Origin of the sequence: Chitinophaga qingshengii, assembly GCF_014529935.1 — a bacterium.
Lineage (GTDB): Bacteria > Bacteroidota > Bacteroidia > Chitinophagales > Chitinophagaceae > Chitinophaga > Chitinophaga qingshengii.
In genome coordinates this window covers 26,629-51,230 of record NZ_JACVFC010000007.1, presented here as the reverse complement: position 1 = coordinate 51,230, position 24,602 = coordinate 26,629, and the positions used below count along the sequence as shown (strand labels likewise).

Annotated in this window: 7 protein-coding genes; all 7 read right to left on the bottom strand. The window is 49.1% G+C overall.

Annotated features, from left to right (window positions below; translation table 11 throughout):
- Positions 1-15 precede the first annotated feature (15 nt).
- The 7 genes from ICL07_RS31265 to ICL07_RS31235 all read right to left on the bottom strand — a co-directional run bounded on the left by ICL07_RS31265 (position 16) and on the right by ICL07_RS31235 (position 24,598).
- Positions 16-2,481, bottom strand: a complete 2,466-nt coding sequence (locus ICL07_RS31265; protein ID WP_188091995.1) for an outer membrane beta-barrel protein — start codon at positions 2,479-2,481, stop codon at positions 16-18.
- Between the two features lie 174 nt (positions 2,482-2,655).
- The gene (locus tag ICL07_RS31260; RefSeq protein WP_188091994.1) at positions 2,656-4,278 is read right to left on the bottom strand and encodes an MBL fold metallo-hydrolase; all 1,623 of its coding nucleotides are present in this window, start codon (positions 4,276-4,278) and stop codon (positions 2,656-2,658) included.
- Between the two features lie 17 nt (positions 4,279-4,295).
- Entirely contained in the window at positions 4,296-5,972 is a 1,677-nt protein-coding gene (locus ICL07_RS31255; RefSeq protein ID WP_188091993.1) for a cyclic peptide export ABC transporter, read from the bottom strand.
- Between the two features lie 12 nt (positions 5,973-5,984).
- Entirely contained in the window at positions 5,985-6,692 is a 708-nt protein-coding gene (locus ICL07_RS31250) for a thioesterase II family protein (protein WP_188091992.1), read from the bottom strand.
- Positions 6,693-6,718: 26 nt separating this feature from the next.
- Positions 6,719-7,615 carry a class I SAM-dependent methyltransferase gene (locus ICL07_RS31245; protein ID WP_188091991.1) on the bottom strand — a complete coding sequence of 299 codons (897 nt, stop codon included), beginning with the start codon at positions 7,613-7,615 and terminating at the stop codon, positions 6,719-6,721.
- Positions 7,616-7,633: 18 nt separating this feature from the next.
- Positions 7,634-12,040 carry a non-ribosomal peptide synthetase gene (locus ICL07_RS31240; protein ID WP_188091990.1) on the bottom strand — a complete coding sequence of 1,469 codons (4,407 nt, stop codon included), beginning with the start codon at positions 12,038-12,040 and terminating at the stop codon, positions 7,634-7,636.
- Between the two features lie 27 nt (positions 12,041-12,067).
- On the bottom strand, positions 12,068-24,598 hold the full coding sequence (locus tag ICL07_RS31235) for a non-ribosomal peptide synthetase (protein ID WP_188091989.1): 12,531 nt from the start codon (positions 24,596-24,598) through the stop codon (positions 12,068-12,070).
- Positions 24,599-24,602 lie beyond the last annotated feature (4 nt).

The following is a 24,602-nucleotide window of genomic DNA, read 5'->3' as shown; positions in this document are numbered from 1 at the left end:
ATTTGAGATTATAAATTAGTTACCAGGCTGTACTCTTTTGGTTTCATCTTCTACACCGGAGCGCCTGTTGTTAAATGGTTTTAATTCGTTATTTCCAAAGCGGTAGGTAAAGGTAAGGCGCACTACACGCGTTTCATTTTTTTGGTTGATGGAATAGTTGACAGCCGGGATCACACTTCGTATGTGCTGATCGAGTGTATTGAACACATCACTTATGCCCAGTTTCAGATTGGCCCGTTTCCCGAAAAGAGAATAGCTCATTCCCAAATCAACATAAAACTGTGATCTGAAAAATTCCACCGTACCATAGGTGATGGGAGATTTGTAGTCGGCAATTACTTCTAACCTAATCCGCTTGCCTAATTTCAGCGAGTTATTGGAATTGATGAATACACCTGTCTTCCCTACATTCAGCGGCGCTCCCAGCAGCTCCGGTGTCTGGTATTTAAGGTAAAACACGGTGATATCGTTGCTGGAAGTCCACCAGTCCGTTATCTTTACCGGAACGCTGATATTGAGGTTAAGTTCCAGTTCTTTGGCCAGGTTTCTGTTGGTTTGATACAATATTTTGCTGGTGGTATCGGTGAGCAATACCTGGGTAATAGCATCGTTTGTTCCACTGACTTCAAATGAGGCCGCATAGGTATCTTTCCAGATGTAGGACAAACCCGCTGTATTGGCGAACTGTGGGTTCAGATAGGGATTTCCTTCGCGGAGGGTATATTTGTCGACGAAGTAGATGAACGGGTTCAGGTCCTGGTAGTTGGGCCTGTTGATACGCCTGCCATATGAGAACATCAGTTCATGTTCTTTGCCTAATTTCCGGCTAACGAACAAGGTCGGGAACAAGCTGGTATAGTTCCGGTTTGTCACTTTCGACAAGGTCACGGAATTACCGCTAAGGTTCGTGTGCTCTGCACGCAGGCCGGCCTGTATCTTTGTTTTACTAAATTCCTTGTTTACATTCAGGTAGGCTGCATATACATTTTCATCATAGATAAATTGATTACTGCGGTCTGTATGTTTCCAGTCACCATTTTTCAAAGAATCGAAACGAAGGTCATTATCTGTTTTTACATAGCTTATTTTCACACCGGATTCAAGTGTGTAGCCCTTGCGGAGCGGCTGCGCATAATCTGCTTTCAAAGCATAAATTCGTATTGTCGCCGGAGTTATATTCCTGATGGAAACCGGCGCAAGATCAATACCGGTTTTTATTATCCTTGTATAGTTATCGTAATAGAAGATATCTTTGTTGGAAAATTCCGAATAATCGAGGTCTACCGACAGGCTTCGGCCGGAAGAATCGAATACTGTTTTGTTGTTCAGATTGAATGCCATGTTGCGGAACCTTGAATGGCCATCTGAGTTGTCTGTTATCAATGAATCATTTATTTTCCCACCAGGCCCCATGAGTGTAGTACCGTTACCATCGGCGATGGTGTTATTGGCATATCCGGTAAATGTAAAACCGATGGTATTACGTGAAGATACATTGTAATCAATACCGGCTTTAAAACTATGATTGGAATACTCCCTGACCAGGCGGCTATTCTGCTGGAAATACGTATTCTCTATGGATGTTTCATTGACGCGGTTAATTACCATATCCCTGTCACGCTTATTGTACAGGTAATTGTAGTTGGCAAATAGCGCCACCTTCCCTTCCCGATGACTTAAAGACAAACCGCCATTTCCTTTGTAATAGTTTCCCCATCCACTTCCTATTACTATTGATCCATTTGTGCCCATTGATCTATCTTTCTTCAACTTGATATCGATCACGCCGGAACTTCCTGATGCGTCGTACCGGGCGGAAGGGTTGCTGATGATCTCAACAGACTGGATAGTACTGCCGTCTGTCGCCCTCAGCATATTCGCCAGGTCAGCAGCGGACAAATAGGTAGGCTTGCCATTTATGAGCACGTTCACACCTTGCTTTCCTCTCAGGCTGATCGCCCCTTCGTTATCTACAGATACCCCTGGCGCCCTGGCGATCACTTCCAGTGCGGAGTTGCCAGCCGCAAGCGGGCTGTTCTCTACATTCAGTACAATTCTATCAAGCTTACGCTCTATCAGAGGCTTCTGTCCGGCCACTGTAACAGTGGCAAGTTCCCGTGGCGGGAGCGACAGCGTGATATCGGGCACGTTTACCAGGGACCTGGCATCCGACACCGTTAGCCTGGAAGACACGATCTTCGTTCCTCCCCCGTTCATGGCGGCGATATAATAATCTCCACCTGCTACGTTTTCAAAGCGGTACCTCCCCGCTTCATCTGTAACAGCAAATTTAATAGCAGAGGAGTCGGCCGCCTTTAAAAGACCAAGGCCTACACCGCTACGCTTGCTGCCAGCGCTATCTGTTACGACACCAGAAATTTCGCCTTTAAACCCTACCTGGGCCATTAACGGGAAGGTAAACAAAGGAAAGGTTATCGACAACAGGATTAACACTCTTGTGATCATTATACTATTGCTCATAATTGAATCATTGTACCGCATCCGGGCTTCATTAGGGAATATACTTAAAGATAAGTTTCATCGGTAAAACGGCAGCGGTCCGCCACCTTTTTCTTCAAGCCTCTCTGAAACGCCTTTCCAGGGTAGCAGGAGAGGATCTAATGATCACTCCTGCTACCTAAAAAAAATGTCGCTTCAGGATAGTTCCGCACCTTCTTTTACTTTACTATAGAGGATTTCTTTTTCACCAAACAAACGCTCGGTAATAATTCCGCGGCCGGTACAATATTCCACCAGCTTATTGGATTGCACAATAGGATGTGATTCCGGCGTATATTTAATACTGCTGATAAATTCCAGCCATGGTTCTTGCCCCATTGCATAAACATACATTTCATGCGGATTGAAGATCTCCGCCAGTGCCCTGCCCTGTTCAAAATCAGAACCTGCAAAGCGCCTGGTCTGATCTCTGTCTCGGCTCAGCTCCTCCGTCATCAGCGGCCCATATAACCAGCTCAGTGGTGCGCCTTCACATTCCATTCCCAGAAAAACAACGTCTACATCTCCTGTTTTCTGGTGGATATGTTTATATAGTTCAGATGATACATTACAGGAATCGGCCATAAACAGCATTGTAAAATTACCCACCTTCACATGATGACAGATCTTTGTTTGAATATTCAAATCCCCATGTTCTCCGATAAAAGGTAAACCCGTGATGCTGCAGTCGTGGAATTTGATCGTTTGCATATCCTCGATCTCTATCACATTGTGGAAGCCGATGCTGTTGAACATCAGGCGGAGATTAGGATCTTGCAGGGCGCCGCTGGAAGTTCTCGGCACTACCAGGTTACCGATCCGGTGGCGTAGCGGTAGCAGTGTTTCGAATAGGATATGATCCTGATGATTGTGAGTGATGAGCACATAGTCGATGTGCTCCGGCAGATCCATATCGGAAAAACGGTCGACTTCCTGCGGATATCCATAATAACTTACCACCGGATCTATGAGGATACTGATATCTTTTGTTTCCACCAGTATACACGCATGGCCGAAGTATCTCATTCTTACCTTATTGCCGGTATAGGGCTGATAAGGTTTCGGCGGCGTCTCTGTAAAAAAAGTATTGAACAAAGCGCGGTCTTCTTCACCAATGCCGAGCATCCCTGCTATCTCATCCACATCGCCCGGTGTTCTCTTCATCATAGCCAGCTTGTCAATCGCTTTATCTGCGAAGGGTATATTCAGATGCAGCACCCCTGGCTCATTTAGCCGGGGTGTGCTCAATACAAATGGCCGCTCGTCATTATTGGTAATGCTGATGGCGACACTCTGTGCGCCGGTTTTATAGTAAGGACTGCTGTAGAGCAGTGATTCAAAAATACGGTAGGAAGGATGATTATTGAGATCATATACCAGCTCCACATAACCCTTTAGTATCTCCGGTATCTCTTTGTACAAAGGCTGCAACGTAAATCCTTTGGCTTTGGAGAGCAGCAACCGGTCCAGTTCCTTGAAGGCTTCCGACAAAGCCACCAGGTCGGCATGTTCGCTCAAAGTATGGTCCCGCAAGGCTTTCACATCTTCCACCTTGCCACCACCGAGGTCCATAAAGGGGCCACCACGCATTTTGGGATTTTTTACGGCAGCAGCATGTATATGCGATGCCTGGATGTAGGAGTTCATTATTCTGAGGTGCCGGCCTGTGATATTCATAGCTGCGGTAGCAGGCGAAACAAGGTGACTCCAGGCATACCAGCGATCAAACAGCGGCTCCATGACCACATTGGGCATCAGATACATCAATTTCTCTTTCATAATAATATTATTTATGTTTATAGTGGTTGTGATTGTAAAGATGTTACTTGATTGATAACCGTATCTTCTTTTATAGTCCCATAGTCGAAACGTATCAGGCGGTTGCAGTTATAAAAATATTGGTCATCATGCGTGATGGCCACAATAGTTTTCCCTTTGCCACGCAGGTCGGGCAAAAGAGTATCATAGAAATACTTTCTGTAAACGGGATCCTGGTCTGCCGCCCACTCATCCAGTACCAGTATGGGTTTTTCTTCCAGCAAGGCCATAATAATGGCCAGCCGCTTCTGTTGACCTTTAGACAGATTTGGATTGATGTTATTATGCTCAAACCGTGCTTTGTCGCTCAGTCCCAGCTGCAACAGGAGTTGTTGCAGCAATTCATTCTGCGGTGTTATATTGAAGTCGTTGTAATTTTCTGTAAATAGATATGGACTGGCGAATACCGCTGCAACCAGGCGATGAATGACCGGCGTTTGTTCTTTGGGAAGCAATGTACCGTTGAGATAAATACTTCCCGAAGCAGGTTTATATAACCCGGTGAGAATATTAACAAAGGTACTTTTACCACTGCCGTTACCTCCTCTTATAAATACGATCTCACCACGGTGTATATCCAGGCTGACAGGGCCCAGCGTAAAAGTTTTATTATGTTTTACATCCGTATATTCATAAACGATGTCCCGGAAAGAAATCGATTCAAATTCTGCCGAAGCCAAACCTGTATCGACAAGATGTTCCTGCTGCGTATGATCCGCCGACAGGCTGCTGTCGATAATATTGTTAAATTCCGATAGCCGCTGCAAGGCGATCCGGACATTGGTATAGGTGGGGATCAGTGTGATCAGTACTGCTACCGGGCCCATCAGATAGAGGATGGTCACAAGGAAAGAGCTGATAAAAGCAACGTCTGTTCTGACAAGCAGCGGCATTACGAATAAAGTGACACCGATGACGATATACCAGCTATAGTGCCCGATGATCTCATTTATCATATAACGGGTATTTGCCTTCCTCGACAGCAGGCGGGCCTCTGACCTGTTCCTGAGAAAAAAGCGATCATATATGTTCCTGCTCCTGGCACCATCTATCCTGATCTCCTTAAACCCCATGAGTAAGTCGCCCAGGAAGCGGTAGTAGTGCGTTTGCAGGGTACGGACATGATTGAGGTCTTTTTCAATGTGTTTGTTCCTGACGATATACAACAACAACAACAAGAGCATCAGTCCGAGGATCAATGTTCCTCCCGGCCATGAAATATAGAACAGGTAAGCAAAGCAGCATACCACTGTAATAACGGCATTGATTGCATTCGTCAGCACTTCCGGCAGGTTCACCAATGCCCGTACGTCGTTTACAGCAGTAATGATCCTCTCATTGCCGAGTTGCAGCAAGTCTGGATAGTATGCCTGTTTTACCTTCCGGAGAATATTCAGTTCGAAATCAAAATTCACCTCCGTCGTCAGGCGTATCATATGCACCTGGAATGCGCAACTGGAAATGATCGACAGCAACACAAGCGTTAAAAATGCCGCCCACTCGTATCCGTGGAGCCACGTAATACGGTGGCCGTTAATTGTGTTGTTGACCATTAAAAGCAGTCCTATATTCAGCAATGAATTGATAATGCTCAGGAGAGCCACCGAGAAATAGAAGACCTTTGAGCGCTTGAAGAGCAATTTCAGAAACTCCATAATTGTAGCTGTTTACGAATAAAACGTAACGGATGATTTGAGGCAGCGGGAGATCATCTGCATGATCTCTCTTTCATGTTTCAGTATGAAGAAATGTTTTCCGGGCAATTGTTTCGTTACTACCGAAGCAGTGGTTTCCTGTTCCCATGCTTTCATCTCCTCCATGCTGATATCCTCTTCCGTTCCGGTAACGATCATCATGGGAATATTGAAAGGAGGCAAAGGATTGTATGTAAAGGTTTCTACTGCCTGAAAATCAGCTCTCAGGATGGGTTCAAAGAAGGTAATAAATGTTTGGTCCTTCAACACCGGCTCCGGCAGGCCATCCATCGTTACTACCTTTTTCCAGAATTCTCCACCAGGTAACAGATGTGTCTTATTCTCTTTCGGCTCTCTCAACGAGGGTGCTTTGCACCCGGTAAGGAAAAGATACCTGGGAGGCGTGAGGCCGGCGCCGATGATCTTATGCACCACCAGGTACGCCAGCAGGGAGCCCATGCTATGACCGTAGAAAGCATACGGGCTGCGGATTTGGTGCTTCAACTGCTGCCAGAGGTCTTCTGCCATCAGGTGAATATCGGTTATCAATGGTTCCGCCACACGGGCACCTCTTCCCGGCAGCTCCAGTGGCCAGAGGTACAGGTCGGCAGGTGCATATTCCTTATATCCGTTGTAGGAATGCTTTCCTCCGCCGGCAAACGGGAAACAAAAAAGATTCATATGCATTATCATTCAGGGTCATTCATTCAAAAATTCGAAAAGACATTCACCGGCAAAAAAACATCTTCCCGGCCGGCGCCGGTTGGTACGCTGAATTGCTCTATTTTATTGAATACCGGCGAGTGTTCCACCCGTAGATAAGATACTTCCAGGAATATCAATACTATCCGGAGCTTTCTTCGGGCCAGAAAATCTTCCAGCTTCTGCATAAACGCAGCAGCAAGATCTTCATCAAACGGATGCCAGAAATACAAAACCATATTCTCTTCAGGCAGTTGAAAATCGAGGGCATTCGTACACACCGATTGCAAGTTGGTGCACTTCATACCGGGAGCATGATATATCGAAATATTGGTATTCGCCTGTTCATGTAAATACGGCGAGAGCTCTACACCGATAATTTTGCGAAAAGGAAAATCTGCGGCCTGCAACAATACCCTGCCCATACCGGCGCCTATATCGATGAAAGTGTAATCACGATATTGTACGCCGTATTCCCTGAGCTTTCCCAGTATTATGCCCGCAGAAGTAACCGGGCTCGGGTTATAACGCGCCGCCGTTTCATACCGCTCAAAACTCACCGGCTCCGGCAACTCATATTGATTGATAAGCAAACTGGTGACGGTATTGAAGCGGCCATCGAAATTATCGTTCCGCTCTCTTTCCATAATCAAGCTGTCAACGGCATTATTAATCCTTCCCAACAGGAAACCTGCCAGTTGATCATAATCAAGCCCGTCGGCCTGGATATAATGGCCGATAATATTTCTGAGGTTATCCCCCTGCTCACCTGCTATCACGTTACAGGCATGCAATAAAAGCGCTCTCTTTTCCTGCTCGTCTGTCAGGCTGAAATATTCGTCCTGGATATTTTCCAGGCTGTTCAGCAATCTCAGATGCAGATCGTTTTCATGCTTGTTCATTTTACAATGCTTATTTGGTTAGTACTGGTCATCGCCTGCGGGGCCGGATACGACCATCTTTTGCGTAACAGCGCTCTTCAGCCGCATCAACGTTTGATCACTGTCATGCGCAATACTGGTGAGCAAGACGCACAGATCATCCAGCATCGCAGTGATGCAGGCGGGTCTGAAGATACCGGCGTATGTTAGCGTCAGGATGATCCCATCATCACCGGATGTGAAAGCGAAGATCAGCTCGTGGTTGCCCGGACTGACAGCCTGGCCTTGTTCCACGACCATTACATTCAACAGTAATGTATTGCCCAGATCTTTCTGCAACAGATCAAGAGGATAGTACTGATGACGCAAGGCCAGGGCTATGCTCTCTGCTGTTTTCTCCAGCAGCTGCGGGAAAACATCCTCCTCCCGGCAGCTCACCCGGAGTGGCAGCAGGTTACTGAAGCACCCCATGACATGCTTCAATTCCTGGTGAGAGCGCCCGTCCGCCAGCATGCCGGTTACGATATCTGTTTCTCCGGTATAGCCATACAACAACACCTGCACAGCGGCCCTGATCGCCACAAATAGACTTACATCCTGTTGCAGGCACAATTGCGCCAATGCATCACTAATAGTGTTGTTGAGCGTTGATGAAATACTTTGTGCTTCAGTGCGGCGATTATCTGACCAGCGGAAATCCTGCGGCCATTTTACCTGTGGCACACGATCCTTGAAGGTATCCAGCCAGCTTTTACGGTATTCTTTCAAGCGGGACCCTTCCAGTTGTTGATTCAGCCAGGCGGCATATTCTTTATATTGTATAGAAAGTACTTCGTGAGCAGGTTCCATGCCATTCGAAAAAGCATGGTATGTTTCCAGCAGCTCGCGAGCGAAGATGGCCGTGGAATGGCTATCGGCTATCATTTGATCGAAGGTCAGCGACAGCACATATTCATTTTCTTCCTGCTTTGAAACACGGAAATGAAACAGGGGTCCGGCTTCCGGATCAAACGGAGGAACTGCATCCTGACTATCAACATCACTGAAAGATACAAGGGACTGATAATAACCTTCGGGACGTATCAGCAGGCATGGCTTATTGTCAACTACGGTGATAGTTGTTCTTAATGCCTCATGACGTGCCACCATATACGCAAAAGCTTTTTCCAGCGCGGTTTTGTTCAAACGTCCGGACAGGCGGACCACCTGTGCAATCGTATACGCGGCAGTTCCCTGCTCCTGGCGGCACAATGCCCAGAGATGTTGCTGGGCAGGTGAACTGGCGTACCATGGCTGCTCCGGCAGGGGTGCCAGACTTTCAGATCCGGCAAGCTGCATTTGGCGAATGAAGGCCATCTGGTCCATGAGCAGCGTGTGATTGAATACATCTTTCAGATCAAACCGTACTGAAAACGCTTTACCGATCCGGGATACCAGCTGTATTACCTTCAGAGAGTGGCCGCCGTTGTGAAAGAAATCAGCCTTTCTGCTGTTGATCGAAACACCCAGCACGTCGGTCCAGATGCCTGCCAGTACCTCCTCTCCGGCATCCAGTAGTTCCGCCTGTTCCGGGGCATTTGCCATTGGAGCGGGCAATTGTGCCTTATCTACTTTTCCGTTCGTATTGAGCGGAAGCGCCGCTATCCATACCAGGAAAGCCGGGATCATATAGGCTGGCAGCAACAATGCCAGCTGTTCCCGCAGGGAAGCTTCATCCAGCGCTGCCGGGGCAACATAATATCCCGTCAGATAAACATCGCCTTTTGTCTTATCCCGGTTTGCCAGTATAAAAGCATCTTTTATTTCCTTGATTTTTTGCAGTGCGGCTGTTACTTCTGCTATTTCCACCCGGTAGCCACGGATCTTTATCTGTGTATCTTTCCGGCCGAGGAACTCCAGGTTGCCGTCGTCTGTCCAGCGGCCATAGTCGCCGGTGCGGTATAGTTTCTCCCCCGGTTTATAAGGATCGGGCACAAAGCGTTCCGCTGTGAGCGCCGGATTATGCAGATAACCCGGAGACATGCCTTTGCCGCTCACACATATTTCACCGGCAACGCCGTCAGGCGTGAGGCGCAGGTGTTTATCCAATATGTACACCTGTGTGTTGAGAAAAGGAGTGCCTACAGGTACGCTTACACTTTTCCTGTGTCCGGGTATTTCCTGGTAGGCGGTGATGCACACCGAATATTCCGAGGGGCCATAAGCGTTGAAGTAAACAAGCTGCCGGCTGTATCTTTCGGCATCTTCCGGCCTTGCTTCTTCTCCCGCAGTGATCAATATACGCAAGGCATGCGCTACCGAAAGATCCACACTATTCACATAGGCCGGGGGAAGCGTAGCGATGCTTATCCTATGCAGGTTCAGGTAGTTGGTAAAAGTATCACCGTCATTGATCTGCGCTTTGCCGGCAATTACCAGGGTGGCGCCCGATAAAAGCGCCATGGATATTTCCCAAACGGAAGCATCAAAAGATAACGATGCAAATTGCAATACGTTGTCCGCTTCTCCGGGTGAAAATCTTGCTGCCTGTGAGTAAAACATATTCAGCTGTCCTTCATGCGTAATCAGCACCCCGTTGGGAGTTCCGGTGGAGCCGGAGGTATAGATGACATAGGAGATGTCCTGCTGTGTGCACACCGGCACCGGATTGTGCGTATGGGGCGGCAGTGTGTCCAGTTCTATATCCAGCGCCAGTAATGTTCCGCTGTAATATTCCATCACCTGAAACATGGTATTGGAATCGGTGATCAGCACCCTGACGCCGGTTTGCTGCAAAATGCTTTCTATGCGTTGCGCCGGGTGGGCAGGGTCAATGGGAACATATACTGCACCAGCTTTCCAGATGCCCATCAGGCCAATAACCGCCCATTCGGACCGTTCCATTACGAGCGCTACAAAATCGCCTTTTTTCACGTTGTACCTGTCGCATAACGTATGTGCGAGAATGTTAGCTTTCTCATTCAGTTCACGATAGGTAATGCTTAGACTTCCGTTCAACAGGGCCGCCTGCTCCGGTGCAGCTGCAACTTTTTTCTCAAAAAGTGTGACGGCAGTTTCATCAGCGGGCAAGGACATCGTTTTACCGGCGCCTTTGGCCAAAAGCGTTTCCTGCTCTTCTGTCGTAACCATGTTAATAGCGCTGATCAGGGTATGCGGATTTTCGCCCACCTGCTGTAAGATAGCACCGAAACGGTTTACCAGCTGTTGCACCCATTTCCTGTTGTGCACAAAAGAATTGTATTTGAATATGAAGTGCAGGTGCTTTCCGGGTATGATGGCGATGCTGAGATCGTAATTAGGCCGTTCATAAATATCAACGCCTGATATGGTAAGCGAGTCGCCTTCATGCTGTTCCTGCTCCAGGATAATACCTTCTATCTGCTCTTCTACCGGATAATTCTCAAAAACAAGCAGGTGATCGATCAACCGGCCGCCTGCGGGCGTAAGGGCCTGCAGGTCGGCCAACTGGCAGTAATGATAGTTAATAGCATCTATGCTGTTGGTATGCGCTCTTTTGGCTACAGTGCCGAAAGACGCTTCATCGTTGAAAGAGATCCGGACCGGAATACTGTTAATGAAAAGCCCCAACATAGTTTCAACACCTTTGAAATCAGCAGGCCGACCGGACACCACTGTTCCAAATACCACATCCTGCACATCGTTGTAGCAACCTAACAATATCCCCCAGGCGGTTTGCACGAGGGCATTCACTGTTATCTCAAGCTGTGCAGCTGCCCGATCGATATTTGCCGTTGCCTTTTCGTCCAGAACAAGCATCTCCTCTTCCAGCGTATATCCTCTCGCGTGGTCTTGTTTCCCGATCGGCGTAAATCCTTCAAAGCCGTGGAGGTATTGCCGCCAGTAGTCCAGCGCACGTTGCTGGTCTTGTTGGTCAAGCCATTGAATATAGTGCTTGTATGGCGTAACAGGCAGCAGCCTGGCCGGGCGCTTCAGGAGCAGGCTGTCGTAAATTTCGAGGAACTCATAGGTAAGTATGCTCAGGCACCATCCGTCCATGAGGATATGATGAAAGCTTACAAAGAGCTCGAATTCATGATCTGACTGTTGCAACATGGCTACCCGCAACAATACGTCTTTACGAAGATCAAATCCCCTGATGTAATCCCGGTTCCTGAAACTGGTCACTGCTTCTTCGCGGAATGAAGGCGCCAGATGCCGCAGGTCTTCCTGGTAAAATTCCACTCTCCTCTCCTGAAGTACAAGCTGGACAGGCTTTTTCAGGTCATCATAATTGAATACGGTACGTAATATTTCATGGCGTTTGAATATTTCGTTAAATGCCTCTTCCACCAATGCCGGAATAACGGGACCGGTCATACGGCAATAGAATTGTAGAAAATATACGTTGGATACATCCTCCCGGAGGCTATGGTACAGGATACCACTTTGCAGGGGCGACAGCGGGTAAACATCTTTGATCGTCATTGGATGGATAGTTTAATGGTAATTATTTCAGTGTAATCCCTTTCGCAGGATATCGAGATCGTGGTCGCTGATGGTGAGGTCTTTAAATGTCATGTCAAGAAGACTGACCGGTGACTGCTCCTGGCTGATGCAGCAATGCACTATATCGCGGAGACATGCAACCATGGTATCTCCCAGGCTTCGAATAACGTTTTCTTCGAATACACCGGTATTATAAGCGAAGGATACCAGCAACCGCCCGTCTTTGATATAAACAGATACAGATAATGCAAAGTCCCATTCCCATTCGTGGCTGAAATTCCGCCCTTCCATTCCTGTCACTTCAAAGGTGCCATTTCCACCTGCCTCATCAAAACTGCCGAGGTAATTATAGCTGATGGCCGGATGGCGGTGAAAATCCGTTCCTGCCTTGCTGGCTGCCGGGGTCAGATACCGGAGGATACCGTAGCCGATCCCTTTTTGAGGCACCTTCCGCAAAGTGTCTTTTGTATTGACAATGACGGTGCGGAGATCTCCCCCTGTATTTAATAACAAGGGATACAGAGAGGTAAACCATCCAACAGTACGGCTAAGATCAATGCCTGCCACGATCTCCTCGCGGCCATGCCCTTCAATAGAGAGGCCCAGTTCAGGCATGTGCAGCACATCGCCCGCCGCTTTTGCCAATGCTGCCAATATTAATTCATTTGCTTCTGTAAGAAAAGTAGCGTTGGCTGCCGTCAATAACGCCGTTGTCGTTTTGCTATCCGACTCGAAGTACAAGAGGTCATATTCTTCCAACAAACCGCCGCCATGTGCTTTCACGGCAGGCACGTTTTGCTGCACCTGCTTCCAGTAGTCAAGCTCCGTCAACATCGCGGGGGTTACTGCATAAGCTGTCAATGCTTCTGCCCAATGTTTGTAGGAATGGGTTTTCGCTGGCAATAGCGGCTCCTGCCCTCCTTTGAGCCGCTCATATAGCGTATGGATATCTTCCAGCAAGATCCGCCAGGACACACCATCTGTTACCAGGTGATGCATTACAACAAGAAGATGGTCGGCATCAGGCATCACAAATAATACAGGCTTCATCAGCGGTCCTGTGCCCAGATCAAGAGATTGCTGGTATTGATCCGTCAGCACAGCCATCTCCTCTGGTGGAGAAGCCGCCTCACGCAAGTCGTGCACCTGCCAGAAGTGGGGATGGTCCTGGCCTGCGTTCCACTGCCCCATATGGTCATCTGTAAAGGAGAAGGTCATTCTCAATGCATCATGATGCAGTTGCAAAAGGGCTAAGGCCTGCTGCAAAGCCATATGATCTGTTCTTTCTTTAAAGCGCAGTGTAATGGACTGATTGAAGTGGTGCCGTGGTCCACGATGCGCCGAAAACCAATGCTGCACCGGCGTTAAAGGTACATTTCCGGTCACGGACGACTGTTCGGCCTGGTGTTCTCTTTTCTTCAAATGGCTCGCCAGTGCAGATAATACAGGATACCGGAGTACGTCCTGTGCGGTGGCTTCATATTCCATCCGGTGTAACCTGGCTGCAATCTGCATCGCTTTGATAGAATCCCCTCCCACCTGGTAAAAGTTGTCACCTGCTCCGATTCCCTTACGGCCCAATACTTTTTCCCATACATCAACCAGGAGGGCCTCCTGCCTGGTAAGCGGCGTTTCCGGCATAGCGGCAGTGGCCGCAACCGGATCAGGCAGTGCCTGTTTGTCTATTTTTCCATTAGGCGTTAACGGTAGTTTATCGAGTTGTGTCATATAAGCAGGTATCATAAAAGCGGGTAACATATCTCGCAGGTAATCCAATAATGATTCCCTGCTGATATGTGTATTTGAAGTATAATAGGCCACCAGGCATTTTTCGGGATACATGCCGGTTGTAACATAAGCGTCCTGCACAGCGGGGTGTTTCCGGATCGTATTCATTACCTCTCCGGTTTCTATGCGGTGTCCTCTGATCTTCACCTGGTCGTCGGCTCTCCCGAGAAATTCCAGGTTACCATCCGGCAGCCAGCGGCCAAGGTCGCCGGTGCGATAGAGTCGTTCACCATTGACCTGGACAAATTTTCCGGCAGTAAGTGTTTCACGACGCCAGTATCCTAATCCCACGCCGTCACCCGCCACACAAATTTCGCCGGTTACACCTGGCGGCGCCAGCTTCATGCTATTGTCCATGATCAATATCTTCGTATTGCCAATTGCCTTTCCAATGGGTACTCTCGGCCTTCCTGCGTCAGCGGGCGACACCTGGTACATGGCGGCGCACACGGCACATTCTGAAGGGCCGTATGCATTCCAATAATCCATTTCCTGGCTGCAGGCGATCGCATCCTGCAGTCTCGCCTCTTCCCCGGCCGTGATCAGTAACCTGACCGTTTTCAGTTGCTGCCTGTCGAGCATCGACAAATAAACCGGCGGCAGTGTCAGGATAGTTACCTGCTGTGCAGTGACATAAGCCGTAAAGCGCGCCGGGTCTTCTATCACATTCCGGTCCACCATCACAAGTGTGGCACCCGACAGCAATGCCATCATACATTCCCATACGGAAGCATCGAAAGAAAAGGAAGAGAATTGCAGCACGTTATCTGCCGGTGTGAGCCGGAAATAGTGCCGCTGGCTGGCGAACATATTCACTGAGCCGCGGTGTGGTATCATTACACCATTCGGCTGGCCGGTGGACCCCGAGGTATAAATAATATAAGCGAGATCGTCAGGCGTATTCACCTGATCCGGGTTATCGCCGGCAAGTCCGTCGAGCTCCTGCAACAGTGCAGGCACCGACAGTATTTCTTTCAGCATATCGCTGTTGACAACATATGATCCATCTGTGAGCAGGTATTGCATACCTGTATCAGCAAGGATGTACTCTTTTCTCTGCAAGGGATATGCGGGATCGATGGGAACATATGCGCCGCCAGCCTTCAGCACAGCCAGTATACTGATGGCCATGTACACCGATCTGTCGGTCATTACGCCTACCAGATCGCCGGGCCGTATCCCTTTTCCGCGGCGCAGGTGGTACGCCAGTTTATTTGCGGCACTGTTCAATGCTGCATAAGTGAGCGTATCCTGCCCGCCGCGCACCGCAACAGCATGTGGAGTAGCAGTAGCTACATTCTCAAACAAACTTACGATGGTCGCCGTACTGTCATATTCCAGGCGTGTATCGGTACCCGTTACAAGCCGTAGCTGTTCTTCAGAGGAGAGCACCTGCAGGTGTTCCAGCAACTGATCCGGATGCATGGCCAGCTGTTCGAGCAGGTACAGGAAATGCGCTGCCAGCTGCGCTATCAGGCGGCTATCATAATACAGGTTGTTAAAACCAAATTGTATGGCTATCGATTCGCCCGGTGTGATAATAATATAAAAGTTATAGTGGCTTCGTTCTTCATATTTCAGACCATTCACCTTAAAATGTGCTACTCCACTGTCGCGCTCATTAATACCCTGCACATATGAATCCACTTTCTCCGCTATGGGATAATTTTCAAATACGAGGATATGGTCCAGCAGCTGGTCTCTTAACCCGGTGGCAGATTGTATTTCAGCCAGCTGACAATAGTGATAAGGCGTATTGGCGGCAGTATCCCGCTGCATGGCCGATAGCAGGTCAGCAAAGGTGTCAACCCCGCTGGTATTGACTCTGACAGGAATGGTATTGACAAACAGCCCGACCATACTTTCGATGCCGGGGATATTTTCCGGTCTGCCGGAAACTACGGCGCCGAAAACGACGTCTCCACGATTGTTGTAGATGCCTAACAGCAAACCCCAGGCCGCTTGTAATACTGTGCTGAGCGTAACATTTGTTTGCGCGGCCAGTGCTACCAGCGAGCGGGAAACTGCTGCGGGCACGATACTTTGCAAGCTGCCTTGTTCATAGGTGCCTGCGGTAGCGTGCTGCCATGCAGGCAGTGTGGCCAGTTCATTATATCCAGCGAGGTAATGCTGCCAGTGCGCCAACGCAGCAGGACGGTTTTGCTTTTCCAGCCACTGAATGTAATTCCGGTAGTGCATTACTGTATCCAATACCGGCGAAACGCCCTGCAACATGGCATTGTACAGTTCAAAAAATTCACTGATCAATACGGAGGTGCCCCATCCGTCCATGATCATGTGATGATAACTCCATATGATGACAAAATCGTTGGCAGATAATTTAAATACAGCGATCCGCATCAGCACATCTGCATCCAGCCTGAAACCCCTTTTTTTATCCGCTGTACGATATGCCTCCAGTATCTCTTGTTGTGCAGCGGCAGGAATATCATTCAGGTCACGGAAAACAAATTCCGGCTCCCGGTCTTTTAAAACGATCTGCAATGGAATATCGGCCAGCCGGGTGGAAAACATGGTTCTCAGCATATCATGCCTGAGGAACAGCAGGTGAACAGTCTTTGCGATATGTTTTTCCTGAAGGTTACCTTCCAGTTCGTAATATACCTGCCTGTAATAAGCATCTTCTGCATGTTGCTCTGAGAGGAACATCATACCCGCCTGCAAGGGTGAAAGCGGATAAATATCTTCAATGTTGTAACGGGCAGCGGTTTGTTCCAACACGTCCATGGCAATATGCTGATAGGTAAGATCGACAGGAGAAAGGACGCGTTGCTGCTGCTGCATGCACAGGCCGATGATCTCGAGCAGGCAGTGCTTGTAGCATTGAACGAGGTTTTCCATGGTAACCTCGTCGTATTGCGTGGTATTATATTCAATGGCAACAGACAACGATTTGTCCAATATCAGGCCCCGCACATCGAGTGTATAGGGCGCCACCCACTCCCCGCTTGTCTGGCGGCCCGGCTCTTCTTCAGCCAGCGCCAGTTTCGAATTAAATGTACCCAGATAGTTGAAGCTGATCTCAGGCTGGTGCATTTCCTGCAAGCGGTGTTCCGGCGCACTGAGGTATTTGAGGATACCATAACGTATCCCTCTATCCGGCAAACGATGCAGATGTTCCTTTACCGCAATGATATTGCGCGACAGTTCATCAGAGCCCGAGATATCTAACAGTACAGGATATACGTTGGTAAACCATCCTATGGTGCGGGTGATATCTATTTCATCTCCGAAAACTTCCTCCCTGCCGTGGCCTTCCAGCGCCACCAGGCATTGCCGGATGCCAAAAGCTTTATCCAGAGCCAGCACCAATGCAGTGAGCAGAATATCATTAATATCTGTGCTGAAGGCCCGATGTACTTCTCCCGACAACAAGGCGGTCGTTCTTTCATCTATCTGAAAAGATACGTTCGCACGCTGCTCCTGCAGATTGGAAATAATATAATGATCCGTGGGAAGCGGTTTCAGTGGTTGTGTGAACAACCTTTGCCAGTAGTCGCATTCCTGCAGACATTCTTCCGTACCGGCATAAGCCAGCAACCGCTCCGCCCACAATTTGTATGCATCCGTTTTCAGCGGCAAGGACAGCGGCTGCTGGTTTTCGTATTGTTCGTGAAGCAGGTGTATATCTTCTTCCAGAATACGCCATGAAACACCATCCATAACGAGATGATGCGCTGCAACCAACAAGCGGTCACCATCCGGCAGCCTGAAAAGCACTGCTTTCATCAATGGTCCGGCAGCCAGGTTCATGCTGGCCTGTATGTCGTTGATATGCTGTAACATGGTGTGCGAGGGTGTTACATCTCCACACAAATCTATCACGCTGCAATCGGCCGGCATATCTGTACCTGCATTTTCCTGTATCCAGTTACCAGCTTCATCTTGCCGGAAAGTCATTCGCAGGGCGTCGTGATGTTCCTGTATTTTTGTAAAGATCTGCCTCAGCGTCTCCCCGGTCCATTTCCCTTCCGGATGGAAAAGCAGGCTTTGATTATAGTGATGCAATTTCGTATATCCGGACTGCAGGAAACGCAACTGTACCGGTGTAAGCGGCACGCGACCCAGTACCGGCGATTGGTCTGCTACTTTTACTACTTTCCTCGCATATAACGCGAGCTGGTTAAGTACAGGGTTCTCGAAGATATCTTTCACCCCGATTCTGTAACCCGCCTTGCTCATTCTGGAGGCTACCTGTATTGCTTTGATAGAATCGCCTCCGATGTTGAAGAAGTTGTCGAGGGTGCTAATCCGTTCGTATCCCAGCACTTCTTTCCAAATCTCTACCAGCTTTTCTTCCACAATGGAAGCGGGCGCCTGTATTTGTGCCTTCTCTGCCGGCACAGGCGCCGGCAAGGCTTTCCGGTCTATCTTGCCGTTGGCCGTCAAAGGGAAGGTATCCAGTTCGATCCAATGTGCCGGCACCATATAATCGGGTAATGCTGCTTCCACGTATTTTTTCAGGTCGCTGGCATCTTGCGGAGTACTGAGCTGATAGTATGCCACCAGGCGGTTCCTGTCTGCTTCCTGTATTACCAGCACCAGCGCCGCACGAACAGCGGGATGTTTCATCAATGCCGTTTCCACTTCAGCCGTTTCTACCCGGTATCCTCTGATCTTTACCTGGTTATCTTTACGACCCATAAAAATCACGTCGCCTTGTGCAGTGTAACGCCCCAGATCGCCCGTTCTATAAAGGCGGCCGTCTTGTTCAAAGGGATCGGGGATAAACTTTTCGCTGGTGAGCGCCGGCTCATGCATATATTGTAGTGCCAGCCCCTGCCCTGTTACGCATATCTCTCCGGGAATGCCTGCCGGCACGGGCTGCAATGCGCTATCCAGCAGGTATACTTTGTTATGTGCTATAGGCCTTCCGAGGACAGGCATCCTTTTGAATGCAGCAAAAGTATTCCTGTCAAAAACGTGTGCCAGGGTGCCGATGGTAGTTTCCGTTGGTCCGTAGTGGTTAGCGATGGTACAAGCGGGCAGCGCGTGTAATAATTTTTCAATATCGTCCGTACGGATGCTCTCCCCTCCGGTAATTACGAGGCGCAGGGATAGCGAGCGGGCTTCCTCTTCAAAAGCAGGATCGTTCACCAGGATATCCAGGTGGGAAGGTGTGAGTTTGAGAAAAGTGATTGCTTCATTTCTCATAGATGTTATCATTTCTTCCCTGTCGAGGTATTCACCGGCATTGTTGATGACCACAGCGGCGCCGGTGGTGAGCGCGCCCCATAAGCTGGTGTATCCGAGGTCAAAGGCGATCGACGACAACAGTAACGTACTGTCGCCGGGGCCCGTGTGGAATGTCTGTTCAAACCAGCCGAGATATGCCGCCAGCCCGCGATGCGGCAGCATCACGCCTTTGGGGCGGCCAGTAGAACCTGAAGTATAGATCACATAGGCGAGATCTTCCGGCACATTTACATTTCCGGGATCAGATTTCTCTGATGGCAACCCGTCCCATTCAATGTCGGTGATAAAGAGAGCTCCGGAATAGTATGACAGGTCAAACATGTAATTCGACTCGGTGATCAGCAGTACCGGTAATGCTTCTTCCAATATAGCGGCCTTCCTTGCTGCAGGCCAGCCAGGCTCCATCGGCAGCCAGGCCGCTCCTGCCTTCAGGATGGCCAGTAAAGTGATGATCATTTTTTCCGAGCGGTCCATCATCATACCCACGATATCACCGGGCTTCACCTGGTGCTGCTTTCTCAGATGATGTGCCAGGCGGTTGGCCTCCTCATTAAAGTGCTGGTAGCTGATACGGCCGGAAGCGGATATCACTGCGGTAGCATCCGGATGCAGTGCGGCTTGTGCTGTTATCTGCTCATGCGTAAGCAGACAGCGCTGCTTCACCGGCACTGGCGGCGCTGCGAAAGCCAGCAGAGACGTATGTTCCGCAGGCAACAACAAAGGAATGATCTTCAGCGGCAGCTCCGGCTCTTTTACAATAGCTTCCAGCATCGTCCTGAAATGCCGCAACATGTTTTCTATACGGGTGGCGTGGAAAAGATCGGTATTATAAAGCACACGCAGCTCCATTCCGCCTTCGTGCTCCACAAAGAACAAGGTAACATCAAACTTGGCCAGCTTCACTTTTCTATCGTAAGTTTGAATGGATACTTCTTGTAGTTCCTGCATGGCATCATCCGATAGCCCCGTGTTCTGCATGGTGAGCACCACATCGAAGAGCGGCATACGACTCAGGTCCCTATCCAGCCTGAGCTCTTCCAACAACAGATCAAATGGATACACCTGATGGCTGAAAGCGCCAAGTACATTATCTTTCACCGCCTTCAACAGTTCGATAAAACTGTTTGTTCCGGAGAAACGCTGCCGGATGGGGAGCATGTTTACGAAGAAACCAATCTGATCTTCGAGATCGGGATGATCCCTGTCTGACGCGGAGGCGCCTATCACTATATCTTCCTGGCCGGTATAGCGGTAGTACAAGGTATTTACGGCGGCCATCATCAACATAAACATGGTGCATCCCTGACGGCGGGCCAGCTGGTCCAGTTCTCTTTTCAACGGCGGGTCGATGTTCATACTGGCGGTTTCACCATTGTAAGTTTTTACGGCAGGCCGCGGAGCATCGGTCGGCAGCGCCAGCACAGGCGCGTCTTCACTGAATTGCGATAGCCAGTACTCCCGATGGCCGGCATAACTGGTACCGGTCAGTTCATGTTGTTGCCATACACTGTAATCCTTGTATTGGATCCGCAGTGGTGCCAGGTCCGGCTCATTGCCCGACAGGTAAGCATTATAGGCCGTCATTACATCCCGCGAAACAATATCTGTCGACCATCCATCAGCAATAATGTGGTGCATGGTGAGGAGAAAGATGTAACGCTCGTCTTCTATCCGCAACAACCTGGCGTACATCAGCGGGCCTTTTTCCAGCGAAAAGGGGCGCCAGGCTTCTTTATCAACCATAGCAGCTGCCTGTTTTTCCTTGTCAGGTGCCATCCGGAGATCCGTCACTTCAATACGAAAAGGATAGTTTTCAACTGCATGAACCAGCTGCCTGGGCTCTCCGTCCACCGTGATGAAAGTGGTACGCAGGCACTCATGGCGCTTTATAAGATATTGGAAAGCTTTATTAAACAGATCAATGTTCAAAGTGCCGGAGAGCTCAAATGATTCCGGTACATTATAAGCGCCGGTTTCATTTGATTGTTCCAGCAGCCAGATCCTTTTCTGGGCATGTGATACCGGATAGTGTGGTCCGGCAGGCGCCAGCGGTATCTCCGCAAAATCTTCTGCCGGTGCGAACGACAGCAGCATGGCCTGTTTTTCTATGGTGTTCCGGAAGAACAGTTCCCTGAGCTCAACCCGGTGCCCTGTCTCTTTGTAAATACGTGATATCAGTCGCACCGCTTTCAGTGAATGACCGCCTATATCAAAAAAATTACTGCGGATAGAAATACTTTCTTTTCCCAGCACTTCCTGCCACAGTTTTTGCAAAAGCATCTCGGATGCATTATGTGGCGCGATATAGGTTTCATGCTGTTCAAGACTTCCTTCTACCGCCTTTCTTTTCAGGGCTTTCCTATCCACTTTTCCATTATCGGTCAATGGCAGACGGGCTAACCGGATAAAGCGGGAGGGGATCATAAACACCGGCAACTGTTGCTCCAGCCGTTGTTTGATGTTATCAACACTGAATTGCCTGTCATCTGTGGGCACCAGAAATGCTACCAGGTCATTATTTTGATTTTCATCTATCACATCGAGTACAACCACTTGCGCCACTGTTTCTTCCCGTAACAGCAAGGTTTCCACTTCACCGGGTTCTACGCGTTGTCCGCGTATTTTAACCTGGTAATCTTTTCTGCCAATAAACTCGAGGGTACCATCCGGGCGCCACATGCCAAGATCACCGGTACGATACATCTGATGCGAGGCTTCCCCGAAAGGATCTTTCAGAAACACTGCTGCTGTTTTTTCGGGATTGTTCAGATAGCCCGCGCCCACGCAAATGCCGGCGACGCATATCTCCCCGATATGCCCTGCGGGGCAAAGTTGCAATTGCTCATCCAGTATATAGATGCGGCAATTGGCAACGGGTCTCCCGATAGAGATCCTGCCATCAAAGGTGTCAGCAGATACAATGTTGAGCGTAATATCATCAGAGGCTTCCGCAGGTCCGTAGGCATTGGCTACTTTCACCTGTGGATAGAAATGGAACCACTCCTTAATCAACCCTGGCCGGATCACTTCACCACAGAGGATGAGGTATTTTAACGAGGGAAAGAAATCTTCTTCGGGGCATGCTGCCAGTTCCTCTAACACTACCGTCAGGTAAGACGGTACCCATTGCACTACCGTTACATTGTCTTGCTGCATAGCCCGCAATAACGCGGCCGGATTATGTACCTGGCGCTGGGGATAGATGACGGTGTTGGCACCTGCCATGGCGCCTGTGACAAGCTGCCATATGGAAATATCAAAGCTGGGCGGTGCGGTCTGTGCGATGACGCTATTACTGTCTATTTCGAAGCGGTCTATCATCACAAGGCAGTGGTTCACCATGCCGATCTGCGTATTCAGGGCGCCTTTGGGTTTTCCGGTGGAACCTGAAGTATAGATAACGAAACTGATATCATCCGGTTGTATCGCGATGGACGGGTTGCCCGCTGGTTGCTCCTGCAATACATCAGTACCTGTTGCGGTAAGATCGGTATTTGCCGTATCCGGCCACACACCAGCATTTACAGCCGGCACATCGAGAAAGATGATATGGCGCAGCGCCGTTTCCTGTTGCATGCTGGTGGCAAACAGAGACCAGTCCGCGCATGCAGATGTTTTGGTAATGAGCATGGCGGCCCCGGTGTCGGCCACCAGGTCGGCTATGCGTTTCAGCGGATAAAGCGGATCCAGTAAGATGAAAGCACCGCCGGCTTTGAAGATCGCCAGTATAGCCGCCAGGGTGTCTACCGACCGTTCAAACAACACCGGCACAAAATCTCCTTTTTGTAGTCCCTTCGCCAGTAGCCAGTGTGCCAGGCGGCCGGCATATTCGTCGAGCTGGCGGTACGTCAATCTTTCCTGCTCACAAGACACCGCAATATTATCAGGATTTTTTATTACCTGATCATAGAAAAAATCCAGGTAACTTTTTTCAGGCGGCGACGCCAACGCAGTACGGTTGAATTCAAATATCAGCTGGTGCCGTTCTTCCGGCGACAGGTAATTCAACGAGTCAAGCGGACGGACAGGCTCCTCGACTATGTTCTTTATGAGCTGGCAATAGTGTCCGAAGAAATACGCTATACGTCTATCTTCGAAAATATCTGCATTATAGATGATACTGATGTCAAAAGCATCATCATTTTCAACTACATCAATAGCAAGATCGAATTGTGCCGTGGTGGTATTGCCGGGATATCTGGAGATATCCAGTCCCTGCATGGTGGCTGTATGGCCAGTATTTGCGGTAGCTTCAGCGGGCACGGTGATCATGACGTCAAACAAGGGAGACCTGCTCAGGTCGCGTTTCAGTTGCAGGTCATCCAGCAGTTTATCGAACGGATAGTGCTGATGTTTATCGGCATCCAATACTGTATTCTTCACCTGCTCAAGCAAATGCCGGAAGCCGCCCTTTCCGTTGAACCGGGTACGGAGCGCCATGGTATTCATATATAGTCCTATCTGGTCTTCCAGTTCTTCTTTATTACGGTTGGCGACGGGCGTACCTATGATGATGTCTTCCTGGCCGGTGTATCTGAAAAACAGGGCTTTGAATGTTGCTACAAAAAGTACAAACCTGGAAACACGTTCCTTTCTGGCGAGTTCCAGCAGTGCCCTGGAAAGGTCTTTATCGATCGTAAACCATTGTTGTCTGCCATTGGCGCTCATGATAGCCGGACGGATGTGGTCTGCCGGCAGTTCGAGTACAGGCACGGGCCCTGCCAGTTGCTCCTTCCAATATCTGCTATCATCGCTATTTTCCAATGCGGCGAGTGTGTGTTGTTTCCAGATGGTATAGTCGCGGTACTGGATAGACAAGGGTGCGGGTGCAGGCTGTCCTGTTTCCGATGTATGATGGTTATAAAAAAAGAGTACTTCCTTCAGCAACACTTCTACCGACCATCCATCGGTGATGATATGATGCATATTCAGCAGGAACACATACCTGGCATCCCCCGTTTTCACCAGCTTGCAGCGTAATAGCGGGCCGTGTTGCAAGGAAAATACGAATGTAGTTTCGTACGCTATCATTTCCTGTATAAGCGCTTCCGTATCAGTCATGGCGCCAAGGTCAACATAACTGAAACGGAAGGTCCTGTCAGTGCCTGCCAGCACTTGTTGGCGCAATGCGCCATCTACCTCCAGAAAGGTGGTCCTCAGTGATTCGTGCCGCTTCACTACTTCTTCGAAGGCCTTTTCAAAAGCGGCGAGGTGCAGCGATCCGGAAAGCGTATATACAGCAGGTATATTGTACGCAGCTTGATTTTCTTCGAACAGATTCAGCACCCACATGCGCTGCTGTGCGTCAGAAGCAGGATAATGCTCCTGCTCTTCCACAGCGGTGATGCGATGTTGCTCATCAAAAGCAAACGGATATTTTTCGATATAGCTGATGAGATCATCCTTGTGGCGCTTCAGCGCTTCCATCAGGTCTGGAGAGAGGGCATCCTTGGCCGCCAGGACCCTCAGTTGTTTATCTTGCAGTGTGATCCGTACCTGTTGCTTCCGTAGGTCAGCAATGAGTTTTTCCATGTCA